Source organism: Scytonema sp. HK-05, from assembly GCF_963872035.1.
Lineage (GTDB): Bacteria > Cyanobacteriota > Cyanobacteriia > Cyanobacteriales > Nostocaceae > Kalymmatonema.
The window spans coordinates 49558-63527 of the sequence record NZ_CAWMYC010000002.1 but is presented as its reverse complement, the minus strand read 5'-3'; the positions used below and the strand labels follow the sequence as shown (position 1 = coordinate 63527).

General features: G+C 45.4%; 12 protein-coding genes. 2 read left to right on the top strand and 10 right to left on the bottom strand.

Translation table 11 applies throughout. The annotated features are described in order from the left end of the window. The first annotated feature begins 79 nt into the window (after positions 1-79). Together ubiE and AACT52_RS01305 are read left to right on the top strand one after the other, a co-directional pair. On the top strand, positions 80-772 hold the full coding sequence (gene ubiE, locus AACT52_RS01310) for a bifunctional demethylmenaquinone methyltransferase/2-methoxy-6-polyprenyl-1,4-benzoquinol methylase UbiE (protein WP_073629050.1): 693 nt from the start codon (positions 80-82) through the stop codon (positions 770-772). Between the two features lie 75 nt (positions 773-847). Next, positions 848-2086 carry a DUF445 domain-containing protein gene (locus tag AACT52_RS01305; RefSeq protein ID WP_198940863.1) on the top strand — a complete coding sequence of 413 codons (1239 nt, stop codon included), beginning with the start codon at positions 848-850 and terminating at the stop codon, positions 2084-2086. Between the two features lie 55 nt (positions 2087-2141). Here AACT52_RS01305 and AACT52_RS01300 read toward each other — a convergent pair whose 3' ends face one another. From AACT52_RS01300 to topA, 10 genes are all read right to left on the bottom strand, one after another. Further along, positions 2142-2333, bottom strand: a complete 192-nt coding sequence (locus AACT52_RS01300; protein ID WP_073629046.1) for a hypothetical protein — start codon at positions 2331-2333, stop codon at positions 2142-2144. 24 nt (positions 2334-2357) lie between these two features. After that, the gene (locus AACT52_RS01295; protein WP_073629044.1) at positions 2358-3149 is read right to left on the bottom strand and encodes an Rpn family recombination-promoting nuclease/putative transposase; all 792 of its coding nucleotides are present in this window, start codon (positions 3147-3149) and stop codon (positions 2358-2360) included. 161 nt (positions 3150-3310) lie between these two features. Beyond that, positions 3311-3880: an LOG family protein gene (locus tag AACT52_RS01290; protein ID WP_445263913.1), complete on the bottom strand. Its 570-nt coding sequence runs from the start codon at positions 3878-3880 to the stop codon at positions 3311-3313. 441 nt (positions 3881-4321) lie between these two features. Beyond that, on the bottom strand, positions 4322-4915 hold the full coding sequence (locus tag AACT52_RS01285; RefSeq protein WP_073629040.1) for a hypothetical protein: 594 nt from the start codon (positions 4913-4915) through the stop codon (positions 4322-4324). Positions 4916-5023: 108 nt separating this feature from the next. Further along, the gene (locus tag AACT52_RS01280; protein WP_198940857.1) at positions 5024-5878 is read right to left on the bottom strand and encodes a helix-turn-helix domain-containing protein; all 855 of its coding nucleotides are present in this window, start codon (positions 5876-5878) and stop codon (positions 5024-5026) included. A 22-nt stretch (positions 5879-5900) separates the two neighbouring features. Next, positions 5901-8552: an HD family phosphohydrolase gene (locus AACT52_RS01275; protein ID WP_073629036.1), complete on the bottom strand. Its 2652-nt coding sequence runs from the start codon at positions 8550-8552 to the stop codon at positions 5901-5903. 212 nt (positions 8553-8764) lie between these two features. Then, the gene (locus tag AACT52_RS01270) at positions 8765-9703 is read right to left on the bottom strand and encodes an ADP-ribosylglycohydrolase family protein (protein WP_073629034.1); all 939 of its coding nucleotides are present in this window, start codon (positions 9701-9703) and stop codon (positions 8765-8767) included. 70 nt (positions 9704-9773) lie between these two features. Then, a complete protein-coding gene (aroQ, locus tag AACT52_RS01265; RefSeq protein ID WP_073629032.1) occupies positions 9774-10235 on the bottom strand; it encodes a type II 3-dehydroquinate dehydratase in 462 nt (153 codons plus the stop codon). Between the two features lie 12 nt (positions 10236-10247). Then, positions 10248-10385 carry a hypothetical protein gene (locus AACT52_RS01260; RefSeq protein ID WP_041035496.1) on the bottom strand — a complete coding sequence of 46 codons (138 nt, stop codon included), beginning with the start codon at positions 10383-10385 and terminating at the stop codon, positions 10248-10250. A 518-nt stretch (positions 10386-10903) separates the two neighbouring features. After that, positions 10904-13561, bottom strand: coding sequence for a type I DNA topoisomerase (gene topA / locus AACT52_RS01255; RefSeq protein ID WP_073629030.1), 2658 nt, complete (start codon positions 13559-13561; stop codon positions 10904-10906). Positions 13562-13970 lie beyond the last annotated feature (409 nt).

The window sequence follows — 13970 nt, the reverse complement described above, 5'->3', positions numbered from 1 at the left end:
AAATACCTGTTTACTAATGACCAATGACTAATGACTAATGACTAATGACTAATGACTAATGACTAATGACTAATGACTAATGACTGATAACATTCGCACTATTTTTAACCGCATTGCTCCTGTTTATGACCAGTTAAATGATTGGTTGAGTCTAGGACAACACCGTGTATGGAAGGAAATGACAGTGAAATGGAGTGCAGCTAAACCGGGAGATACAACTCTTGATTTGTGTTGCGGTAGTGGAGACTTATCTTTTCGGTTAGCGCGACGTGTAGGAAGAACCGGACAGGTGTATGGAGTGGATTTTTCTTCAAAATTACTAGAAATTGCCAGCTTTCGTTCTCAAACTCAGTATGCCCAACCTAAGATCACTTGGGTGGAAGCTGATGTTCTTTCCTTACCATTTGAGGATCATAAATTTGATGCCGCCACAATGGGGTATGGTTTAAGAAATGTAACAGATATTAAGCGTAGTTTGAAAGAGTTACACCGCATTCTGAAAGCGGGTGCTAAAGCTGCGATTTTGGATTTTCATCGTCCCAGCAATCCCCAACTCCGTGCCTTTCAGCAGTGGTATCTGGACAATCTTGTCGTCCCACTCGCCAATAACCTAGGTCTCAAGGAAGAATACGCCTACATTAGTCCCAGCTTAGACCGCTTTCCCACAGGAAATGAGCAAGTACAGATAGCTCGTCAAGTTGGTTTTGCAGCAGCAACACACTACCCCATTGCGAACGGTATGATGGGAGTGTTAGTGATAACGAAAGCTTAGTAGTTGTTTGTTATTAGTTATAAGTCGTTCGCTGATAACTGATAACTCATGACTAATAACTAATAATTAATGACTGTGGATTGGTCTCACCTTTGGCTTTATGTGTCTCCCCCGATAGTGGGTGGAGTTATTGGCTATTTCACTAACGATATAGCCATCAAAATGTTATTTCGTCCCTACCGCGCAATTTACATCAGTGGACGAAGAGTACCTTTTACACCTGGATTGATTCCCCGTAATCAGGAACGGCTTGCCAAGAATGTCTCAGATACCATCATGGGGTCGCTGCTGACACCAGATGAGTTGCAAAAATTGGCGCGGCGATTGTTGCAAACCGAACGCGTGCAAGGAGCAATTATCTGGATATTGCGACTTGCCCTTGACCAGTTAAAATCCGATAAAGAGCAGAAAACTGCCAAGATTTTGGCGGGAATATTGCGGGATTTGTTAGGGGAATCCTTGCCACGTCTTCTGAAGGTTTTAGCGCGGCGAGAAGACTTTTTAGAGGCGCAGGTCAATCAAATTTTTGACCAAATATTACTGGACTTTCAACTAACTGAAGAACAAGCTGGTCGTCTTGCTGAGTGGCTGCTACAAGTCGTTGTACCGCCGGATGTGCTGCGACAAGCAGTTATTGACTTTTTGACGGATCGCACGATTCAAACTATTGACGAAAGTTTTCGGGAAAAAACCAGCGGTACCTATTGGGTGGTGGCTAATCTCTTAGGCTTACGCAATACTTTGAGTCGGCTGCGGACTTATTGTTTGGATGAAAAAGACGCTACCAATGCACGCTTGCAGGAATTGATACAAGAATTGCAGGTACGCGATCGCATCAAGCGATTTCTGCTAAGTTTATCTTTACAAAATTTACCAATAGGCACAGTACGGCAACTGCGAAAGACGACACGCGATAGCGTCCGCCATTACCTGCAAACACGCGGTAGCGACTTACTCCAAGGATTAAGTGGTTCCGTTGACTGGGAGAATACTGCCATGTTGCTGGTGAATCGCCTCAGCACGTCACCCGTTGTAACTAGTTCGCTGGAAGTCGTCAGCAAGGAACTGGCTCTTGTTTTAGAGCGGTATTTGGAAAGAGACTTAGAAGCAATTGTGACTCAGGTAATTCCAATTTTGGCAATTGATCAAGTGATTGTTGACCGCGTAAAATCAACTTCACCTGCTGATTTAGAAGCGGCAATTGAGGGAATTGTCAAAAATGAATTGCAGGCAATTGTGAATTTAGGCGGTGTTTTAGGCTTTATTGTGGGATTGGTGCAAGTAACGTTTTTGTTCTTTAGTCAATCGTTATAAACTCGTACCTTGGCTTTTCCAGGGTACGCAATTCAATTCAAATACGCCTTCTGGCTCACTCTGTCTGTTGTTGCAACGAATGTACTTGTTCAACAGATAACTCAGTCATTTTTACTACCTCTTCCACAGCCATTCCGCTTTTTAGCAAATTCACAGCAACTCGCCTAATACCCTCTTCAATGCCCTGTTGAAGACCTTCAGCGCGACCTTCAGCTTTGATTTCTTGATAAATCACGGATTCCTTCATATTCCAGGGTACGGAATTTTTAGCTCACTCTGTGTCTTGCTGCAAAGACTGTATCTGTTCAACAGATAACCCAGTCACCTTGACTATCTCTTCCACAGGCATACCAGTTTTAAGCAAATTCATAGCAACCCGCCTAATCCCTTCTTGAATGCCCTGTTGAAGACCTTCAGCGCGACCTTCTGCTAGACCTTCTGCCTTGATTTCTTGATAAATCACGGATTCCTTCATAACGTCCTGCCGCAATATTCTTTGAATCAACCTTTGATCTAATACTAAACCAGCCAAAATAGATGTTGCCGCTGCCACATTGCTCTGTTGCCGTCGGTCATTAACCGCTTCTATTTCCTGTGCCACCTGCCGTAATATCCTACTACGGTCCTCTGTGGCACCTAACACTGCCAACGGCAACAAACCTGCATACTGTAACAATATTTCTGTTGGCTGCTCCCACAGTCGAATCACCTCGAATTCATGGCGAGTACCAGGAATGGCAAATATATTTTTCTGCACGAGTTCTGAGCTTGTTTGTTTAAGATAAATCACCACTTGACGCATCCGCTTGTGGGGAAAGCGACGGTACACTCGCAGTCGATAGTCAATCATGCGAAATGGCATATCAGCATCAGGTTGAGTTTGGAACTCTAGATGAAGCACAACCTCTGATGATTGCAGCAAAATTAGTGCATCGGCTCGAATGGGTTCTAGCGACAGTTCATTTGGACTTAACTCTGTTAAGGCAATTGGTTCTCCTAATAGCCAAGTGGCAAAGTCGGTGGAGAAAGTTTCGGCAAGGAATTTACAGACGTTATCAAACATTCCAAAATCCTACCATTTGATACGTTTGCTCCACCTTGAATGCTCGAATATCCGGCTTCTGGTTGTTGCAACCGTTTCAAAAGCAATATTTGGTACTGTTCCAAAATGACAATGTAATCCTTGCCTACAATGAAATTATTCTTTTAATCTTGGTTTATCTATCAAGGCTTAACCTCTTTCCTTATCCACTTATCAACGTATTGAGGTTGATAATTCGCTAATAAATCAAGTAAATTTTCTGGTTCGGATGCTTCCAATACCAGAGAGCGATTGATAGGACGTAAAAATTCTTCAGTGACAGCCTGGTCAAAAAATTTCAGTAGTGGGCTATAGTAGCCATTGACATTAAGTAGACCAAAAGGCTTTTGATGTAACCCCAATTGTGCCCAAGTCAGGACTTCGCAAAATTCCTCCAGCGTTCCGTAGCCTCCAGGAAGTGCTACAAAAGCATCGGACAGTTGCGCCATCATAGTTTTACGTTCGTGCATAGATTTGACAATGTGGAGTTGTGTGAGTCCAGCGTGAGCAATTTCCTTTGCCACCATAAAATCTGGAATCACTCCAATGACCTCACCACCAGCTGCTAAGGTGGCATCAGCAATTGTACCCATTAACCCAACATTGCCACCCCCATACACCAAACCCAACTCCCGTCGTGCTAGCGCTTCGCCCATTGCAAGAGCCGCTTGTTGGTAAGCTGGTTGTACACCCATACTAGAACCGCAAAACACGCAGACGTACTTCACTGTTCAGCTAGCCTCCTTGATACTTTGACACTCCTCAGCCGTCGATGCATGAGGATTCTTGCTTCAACCGTCCTCCCTAAATACCCAAATGCAAGCATTCAAATATCCCCGTTTGGATACGTCCACAAGCGTACACGGACTGCCCGACCGCGTTTGAAACGATTTATTAATTGCTGTTGTCTCTTTCCTACAGTATGTCGCACTCAGCTGAGCATTGTAGTTGGGGAGTACCCAATCTTGCCGGACTTCGTCCCGCTGAGTCCCAAGGGGACACGCTGCGCGAACGCTAACACAAGAGTCTTTTAGACTACGGGCAATGGTATAATCTCATGATGAGCGATGCGCTGTCAACCTTGAAAAAGCCGCACTCTTATGGGCGGGGCTTTAAACCCAAATTTTCGGTAAAAAAGCTAGCACACTGAGTTTCTAACTGGCTAACTTCCTCTGCATTCTGGGAGCTACTAGGCGAAGCATCATTGCTACAACTAGCAAAACCGAAAGCGGCAAATAGATCAACATTGACTGGGAAATCCTCAGACTGAATTCCAGGGTAAAACCTAGCCAGAAATAGTGCATTCCGGTAGTGTGCAAAATCTTCCAGGCAGGTTGACCTATCCAGGCGGCTGGGCGCTTAAACGAGGTCACAGTCATGGCAATGAGGAAAATATACCCTAATGTTCCCAAAGGGTCAAATTTGAGAGCAGATCCAGAGGTTACAAACCATAAGCCGAGAATCGCGATCGCATGATAAGTATGCGACACCGCAAAGGATAGCCCCAGGTAGCGGCGATTCCTCAGAAGCCACGGCGTTAGAGGCGTTGACCAAATTCTGTGAAGTGGTGAAGCCATAAACGCACAAAGAAACAGGACACATGAGGTACGAGCAGTTGCTCGAATTGCCATCCGCATTCCTTGCTCATCGATTCCATGAACAAGCCAAATAACAGCAACTATCGTGCCAATGACTACTGCTGAAAAACCAACGATATTCCATCCTTGTAAAGATTTAGCACCTGCCATACTTTGCTACTCCTTGGAGAAAATTGCTGACAGGTACTAAATTAGCGATCGCCCTCTATCGCTGTCTTGCCTATTCTTCCGAAAAATGTCCTAATCTTCCTTTAAACTTCACAGCCTGTCTCGATATATCTTTGGTGTTGTTTTGGTATGTTGACGAAAGACCCTTGTGAAATGACTCTGACTTTCAAAGCCAACTTCCTGACAGATTTCTACAAGTGTCAAATCTCGCCTAACCAACAACTGTTTTGCTTTCTCAATTCGGCTTTTCGTCACATACTGATGAGGAGTCAGTCCCGTGGATTGCTTGAATAAACTTGCAAAATAATGTGGACTCATCTGCACTACCGCACTTAGTTCAGCTAAGGTCAAGTTTTGGTCTAAATTTTCATGGATGTAGCTGACCACTTGCCTGAGCTTATATTTAGGTAATCCCCCAGTATAGTGCTTGAAATGCTGTTCGCGTGACGAGTATCGCCGTAGTAAATGCACGGAGAGTGCTGTTGCCATTGACTCTGCGTATAGCCGACTGTCTGCGCCTCCTGCTTCTAGCTCAGCTAAGAGTGCCAAACCCATGTGCTCAATCAACGGGTCGCGTAACTTCAACTGCGGCACAAGTTCGATTTGGTCTGGATTCACAAATTCGTGAGCAGCACCGGTAAGCGTTGCTTTTTCAACAAACAAATCGATGATTGGGACTTCGCGATCAACCTGTGCCTTGGGGAAAGGTTGGCTAGCTGGGAAAATGCCAATATCACCCTTGGTATAATCTATATGCTGCCAACGTCCGTTCAGCGTATAGCTGCCACGAAAATCATCAAGAGCGATGATAATAAGATGCTGAGCAAACTGAGTTTCAGGTATTTCGTCAGCGGGTTCTAGCTCATAAATGAGGTGCAAGCCATCCCATCCTGCCTCAAAGCTTTCTAATAAGTGTAAATGCTGGGGTGGTTCGTGATTCGACATACCTGGCATCAGCTATAAAAAGCTACTTATTATTTACTGTTGACTTTGGATAAGCAATGCGCTTGTGATGGAATTGCTGCCAAACTTGCACGAAAATTTCAGCAATTTGGCTCATCTCCTCTCGTGTTAACCCAGAATCTACTAGTTGATTGTCTTGCCATCTGCCACGAAGGATATTATTCAGCATTGCTAGGGCTTTTTCTGGAGTGGCGTCTCGAAGCGATCGCAGCGCTGCTTCGCAAGTATCTGCCAACATGACGATTGCTGTTTCTCGTGACTGCGGAATTGGACCATCGTAGCGAAAATCTGCTTCGTCCACTTTTAAACTTGGATCGCACAACGCCATTTGCTGTGCTTGGTGATAGAAATAGGCAATTTGCATTGTTCCCTGATGCTCTGGAATAAATGCTTGAATTGAGGAAGGCAAACTGTGCTTCCGCGCCATCACCAACCCTTCACTGACGTGCTTTTTGATGATTTGGGCACTCTTCCAAGGGTCTTTAATTTCTGTATCGTGTTTATTCGGTCCCCCCATCTGATTTTCGATAAATGACATCGGGTCGTGCATTTTTCCAATATCGTGGTATAATGTACCTGCTCTGACAAGTTCGACATTGCATCCTAGGTGTTTGGCAGCGGCTTCGGCAAGGGTCGCCACAAACAGCGTATGCTGAAAGGTTCCAGGTGTTTCAGTAGCAAGTCTTTTTAATAAGGGGCGGTTAGGGTTCGCCAGTTCTGCCAAACGGATTGGGGTGACTAAATCAAATAGTTTTTCCAGGTAAGGACTCAACCCCATCGCCACGATACTCCACACTAAACCGGATAAAGCAAATAATCCGGCGTGTTGTAGTATGACGTAGTATACAGGAAGACCAAATGCTGCACTGATCAGGAGCTTGATGATCAGATAAACACCGCCCTCTGTAAAGGCGATCGCAACACTCAAAAGTGCGAGTTCCTCGCGCGATCGCAAGCGTTGTGCTACGTAACTGCCCAAAACTCCCCCTGCTGCACCAGCCAAAAGCGCAATTTTACTCATTTCTAAACTTATAGGCAGCAAAAGCGACAGCAACCCGATCACAGTCACGCCGAGAGTCGGTCCGTAGAAGCTACCCAACAACAAACCAACAGCACTCCAGGTTGTATACGGTGTACCCATCATGAGTACCAGTGGCACACTTAGGGAAAGCAGCAACACCAGCAGGCGATCGCTTTGCCGCAATCGGCACTTAATCCGCCGTTCTACTAGCGCAAAAATACTTACACACCCAGTGACAGCACCTCCTAACTGTATCAATCCCAGCCAATGAACCTCGCGCTGAATCAGGTGGTAATGCTCTAGTACATCAAAGTTCCATGCAGTAATCTTCTGTCCTTGGCGGACAATCACCTCACCTTTTTGTACAGTGATGATTACGGGTTCTACCTCAGCAGCAGCCTTTGCAGCTATGAGTTGCGTTCGTAATTCATCTTTTTTAAGATTTGGCTTGAGTACGGCTAACAAAAGTTTGGTTGCTAAGGGTTCGGCGTCTTTTGGTACTAAAGTCTGCACGTGTAGGTTGACTGCATTTCGTAGGATGCTTTGCGGTAGCCCCGGTGAAACACCTTGGGTGAGAATCCGCGTTAAAGAAAGCTGAATTCCCATCTGTGTTTTCGCCCATTCCTCATCTGACAAATCAAGTAGGGAAGCTTCATCGTACACTGTTTCTGGTTTGGCACTCACCAGATCTGTCAGTTTGGTCTTGGCTTCTTTGTATCCCTGCCGTATTTTTATGATTAGAGCGATCAGTGAAGACAAGTTTTGCTTAGAAGTTGTGAGGCGGTAAGTTTCTAATTCCTCCACTGCTTGTGTAAAGTCTATGTTTTGGAACAAATCATTTGATTTTGAGTCTAACGTGTTGAGTGGGTAAGACGTAGAAAGTGAGACGGGAAGATGGCCAGATGAGGGAGATGAGGCAGATGAGGAGGATGAGGGAGATGAGGGAGATGAGGAGGATGAGGGAGTGATCCGCTTTATCTGTCCTCTTTGACTTGTCTGCTTTTGAGCCAAAACTCCTGATTTGTGCTTACCAGTATTTTCTACTGCTAACAGCAGTGCTTGCCATTCCGCATCGGAACAGGAACGCAAGTAACGCTGGGTAGAGACGGAGAGAATGAAAGTGTCAAAAAAAGGAAAAGACCCTACAGAGGTACGAATTTCGTTACCTTCTTGCAGCATCTGTTGTAAATTTTCCTTAATTTCTGCATTGATTCGCGCATCTATCATCAGCACTGGTAGGAAGTTTTGAGTTGCGGCTTTGCGCTTTTCCTCTGTTTTTTTCTTATTCTCGATTCTCGCAGTAGCTGGTGCTCTGATCGTCTGTGGCGCAAAAGTCCCCACCTGCAACTGGGGTTGGTTATATAACTTTTGCCCCATCACCCCTGTCAACAAGACAACTGCGATCGCGAAAACAACAGGGTAACGCTTTGTTTTCACCCAGCGCGAACCTAGTGGATAAATACCATTTTTTTTATCTTTGACCGATTGTGTCATTGAGCTTGACGCTCTTGCTATTGGGTATCCGTCTTTCCCACTTGTTTTTGATAAATGCATATGACGGTGTAGCACTTTGTACTCTCGCCGCCAGAAAGTCAATTTCTGGGTCAAGGACTGAAAAAATTGCTGCGTTTTCATCACCTATGACCGCAGTTGTTTACTCTGATAGCTTAAAACAAGACAATCCGAAGCGGGAATATACTTGAAGCCGATTTGCCACAATAGCTACCTACAGATTTTGATTTCAGGTTTGCTTTTCGATATTAGTATTAAAATTTACTTGGTTATCACAAAATGGTTTTGTAGTGTGTCATGTTTTGCACAAGCGCCTTTGTTAACTCCAAAGACTATTAGCGTAACCGAATGACGCGAGGAGCTGCTGTTGCTTGTAAGGAGACAAGATGTGGTGCAAGGGCACTTCCTTCTTCAGTGACCATGACTGGATGCAAAGCCAGGTCATACACTCCTGACCACACAGCTACAAGCGCATCAGCTAATTCTACCATCCGACGAGATGAGCTTACTTGACCTTCTGTTGAGTTTGCTTGCACAAGCATAACCTGCCAAGTGATGGGAATACCTACTGCACTATTGTATGCTCCTGATAAAGCACCAGTAATTGCACTTATTTCTTGTGAACGATGACTATTTTGAAGACCCCGCAAAACTGAAAGCCGAAAGTCTTCTATGGTACTCAGAAAACAGTAAAAAGCCACAGCAATAGAGTGGCTTAACTTTCCTTCCTTACTGAATTCGGCTTGTACCCTTTCTAACCCTGCACCGTCTTCTAACAAATTATTAACTTTTAATAATTGTTGTGGCAAGTCTGTCGATGTTTCTCCAACAAAGGAGATAGTCTGAGAAATGAGGCTTGCTGGAGTGAGCTTTTCCGTCAGCGCAATTGAGATCGCGTAGCCTACTGCGAGTATTCCATCCCGCACAACCAAGTCATTCTGCCAAATTTGAGCCGCCAGCAGTAAGTTGTGTCGTAGTTTAATCGGATTTTCGTGAAAAAAAAGCGCCACAGGCAATGTGGCAAGAATAGCTTCATAGCTATTTTCTAAGTTCGTCAATTCTTGTTGCTTTGCTTTTTGCCAATCTTGTTGGTCAAATTTACCCAAAGAAATCAAACTTGAAGCACACTCAATAGCCATGTCACTCCAGTGCAAAGATGTAATTTTCAACGTCCCTGCACCCTGTAACTGATTTCTACGACTACAAGCTGTCTTTTCTCCAAGAAGTGCCCCGAGTATTGTGCCTTTAAACCGACTTCCAAGAGAGTAGCGCATATAGCAATAATAATGAATTATCAATGATGAATTATGACCTTATTTCCATTCATAATCCATCATTCATCATTCATAACTTCCGTAAATGATGCACTAACGCCTGCAAGCCTAGTAAATAACTTTGTGCCCCAAAACCACTGATCTGCCCAATTGCGACTGGGGCTATATACGAATGATGCCGGAACTCTTCCCGCCGGTGAATGTTACTCAAATGCACTTCTACTGTAGGCAAGTTAACAGCAGCGATCGCATCTCGTAACGCTACACTCGTATGAGTGTATGCCCCTGGATTGATTAAAATTCCTTCATGTTGCCCTAGTGCTTCATGAATAGCATCTACCAGAACACCTTCATGATTTGACTGCAATGGGAACACCTTCGCCTGTAGTTTTTTTGCTTCTTCCTCTAAGGCGCGATTAATTTCAGCCAATGTCAGCGAACCATATATTCCTGGTTCTCGCAGTCCCAGCAAATTCAGGTTTGGTCCATGTAGCACCAGAACGCGGTTGGGTTGCAACGTCAAGTCCTGCACAATGAATGCTTGTTAACGACGGCGTGAACGATCATCTACAGGAATCGGAATAAGTTCCGGCTCCTGTTCAGCCTCTGGTCCCAAAAGGGCTTCTATTAGCTTGCGTGCCAAGTCCTTAAGCTTTTCTAGCACCTTTTCTATATAGTCCATTGAACTGACCGCTCCTGAAATAGTTCCAAATATGTTTATTATCATTTACGGACAAACCAAAGTATTTTTGCACCTTTGGTTTAAAAATAGGATGGTTTACACTTCTTGAATTTTAAAAATTCGGTGTTATCTCTCCTACATTTTAGAGTATCACATCACCACCTATGAGACTGCATCCTACCAATGAGGGTTTTTGATGGGTTTGACACTCCCACTGTCTTTTAGGCGGTGGCATTCTTGGGCTGAGAAATGCCCCTAGGTTCTCGCTCTCAACTGGCGACTATACCTTTTGGCTTTTTACATATCCGCTTTAGGGCTTATCTGATTTTAGCAAAGAGTCACGGCACTTTGAGCGTGCAGTGACTCATCATCTTATCCAAAGCCTGGTATATCAGGCTTGGGCTTTTTGCTTCAATTGCTGGGTCGCGTTTTTGTGTGAAAAGCCCATAGTTAATAGTCAAGATTAGATGCTCATAGACTATTGACTGTGGACTTTTCAGCTTAACTAGCCTTGTTTGTCATTTTTTTTTGGCAGTGGTGCTTGACGACTTGGTCGTTGATTTAGAGTTAGAACTCGTTGATTTACTCGTTGATTTACTCGTTGTTTTGCGAGTAGATTTTGCTGTTGATGCTTTGGATGCCAGCGACTCTAGCGCTGAAGCAAGGGTCATATCTTCCACAGATACTCCTTCTGGCATTTTGGCATTCGTTTTGCCGTGCTTAATGTAAGGTCCGTAGGGACCATTGTAAATATTGACTGGTTCGCCGTCTTCGGGGTGAGGACCCAATTCCCGCACAGCCGCTTTAGACTTGCTGCTGGTACTGCGTCCCTTTTTCGGTTCAGATAACAATTCCAAAGCACGTTCTAAGGAAATTGTCAATACATCATCACTCGCTTTCAGAGAACGGTAGTCTTTTTCACCACTTTGGTTATGAACCACGTAAGGTCCAAAGCGTCCCAAATTCGCTTGGATTTCAGCACCTGTTGCTGGATGAGCTCCTAGTTTTCGGGGTAGTGACAAAAGACCAACAGCTTGCTCAAGGGTGACGTTTTCTGGCGTTACACCTTTAGGTAAGGAAGCTTGTTTGGGTTTAGGGTTTTCCTCGGTTTTGTCACCCAACTGGACATAAGGACCGTAAGGACCAATAAGCACATAAATCGGTTCGCCAGTTTCGGGATGACGACCGAGCTGTTCCGGACCTTCGGTTTTTTGCCGCAGCAGCGTTTCTACCTTTTGGGGATCGAGGTCAGCAGGAGTCAGGTCTTTGGGAATCGAGGCGGTGACAACACCGTCACCATTCTCTTTTTCCAAATAAGCACCATATTTACCAATACGGACTTTGACATCTAGATTTTCCAGTTCCACTGTCCGGGCAACATTGGCATCAATTTGGTTTTCCTGTTCCTTGACTAGGGTTTCTAGACCTTTGTCTCCCAAATAGAATTCCTTTAGGTAGGGTAGCCACTTAGCTTCACCTGTGGAAATGTCATCCAAGGTTTGCTCCATTTTGGAGGTAAAGCTGGGATCAACAATGTCGGGGAAGTGTTTTTCCAACAGTTCCGTGACCGCAAAGGCGGTGAAGGTGGGCACAAGGGCGTTATTCGTCAATTGGGCGTAACCCTTGTCAATAATTGTGCCGATGATGCTGGCGTAGGTGCTAGGACGTCCGATGCCTTCGCTTTCTAAGGTTTTCACCAGGGTGGCTTCGGTGTATCTTGCCGGGGGTTGGGTTTCGTGACCAACTGCTTCTAGATTGGAACAGTTGGGACTATCGCCCACTTTTAAGTTAGGCAAGATGACTTCCTGGTCTTCCAGCGCCGCTTCTGGGTCGTCGGAACCTTCCACATAGGCGCGTAAGTACCCTGGAAAGTCAATGCGTTTGCCAGAAGAGCGAAAACCAGCATCTTCCACTTGCAACTGCATGGTGATTTGAGTTTGGCGAGAGTCTGCCATTTGGCTGGCGACGGTACGCTTCCAAATCAGGTCGTACAGTTGTAGTTCCCGACCGCCTAAACCAGTTTCTTGGGGAGTGCGGAAGGTGCTACCGGCTGGGCGAATTGCCTCGTGTGCTTCTTGTGCGCCTTTGGATTTGGTGGTGTATTGCCTTGGTTGGGGGCTAAGGTAATTTTTCCCGTAAAGTTTTTCTACACAGTCACGGGCGGCAGTGATCGCCTGATCCGACAAATGCACCGAATCTGTACGCATATAGGTAATGTACCCTTGTTCGTACAAATTCTGGGCAATTCGCATCGTGTCCCGTGCCGAAAGGCGCAGTTTACGGTTAGATTCCTGTTGCAAGGTCGAGGTGGTAAACGGTGGTGCGGGTTTGCGTGTGACAGGGCGTTCCTCTAGGTCGCTGACTTTCCAGGTTTTCCCGGTTAGGCGTTCCTTAAGGGCTTGGGCTTGCTCCTGATTGAGCAGGACGACATTGCGATCGCTGGCAATTTGCCCTGTGGCGGCGTCAAAATCACCACCATTTGCTATCCTTGTGCCTCCCAGTGTGACCAGTTGGGAAGCAAATGACTGCTTAGGAGAATCAGGGGGGGTCAACGTTGCTTTCAAATCCCAGTATGAACCTTGGCGGAAAGCACGACGTTGGCGTTCCCGGGTGACTAACAGCCGCACCGCAACCGACTGCACGCGCCCAGCAGATAATCCCCAGGCGATTTTTTTCCACAGCAAAGGAGACAGGGTATAGCCCACAAGTCTATCCAAAATCCGCCGCGTTTCTTGGGCACGAACTAACTGTTCATCGATGTTGCGGCAGTTTTTCAAAGCTTTTTTGATGGCGTCAGAGGTAATTTCGTGAAACACCATCCGCTTTGTTGGAACTTTTGGCTTGAGCAACTGGTGTAAATGCCAACTGATGCTTTCACCTTCCCGGTCTTCGTCCGTTGCCAGGATCAGTTCATCTGCTTCTTTAAGGGCGTCTTTAAGCTGAGTGACAACTTTCTTTTTATCTTTAGGGACGACATATAGCGGTTCAAAGTCGGCCTCTACATTTACCCCCAGCTGCGCCCATTTCTCTCCCTTGACAGTCGCGGGAATTTCACTAGCAGACTGGGGAAGGTCACGCACATGACCCATTGACGCTTCCACCCGAAAGCCTTGTGGCAGGTAGTTGCGAATGGTACGAGCTTTGGTCGGAGATTCGACGATGACGAGAGTTGACATGGAAACTTCAAAAAAAAAGAATAGCTGCTAAGCTAAACACTCAATTGAAATCATTAAAAGCGCATCGGTCAAGCTAAAACCTCACGCTAGGGAACATGTGATTTCATCCTGACACAAACCGCCCACAATGGCGCAAGTCCCTCCCAGAGGGAAAGCTAGCAGCAGCTTGTTGTGAATTTCGCTTTTATTTCAATCTTTAACTTATCTAGGACATTATTGGCGACTACAGTTTTCACTCATCCCCCTCAAGGTGAATACAGAAATTTTTTGTGTGATTTCAGTCTGGCTGATTGTTACGGTTTGTGTTATTGGGAGCAACAGGACACGAGGAAGTTCCCTTGTCTTCCCTGGGTTCCCACCTGCTTGCATCGTTACACAGTTTCATAAAAATTCATGGGATGTGTGGAAA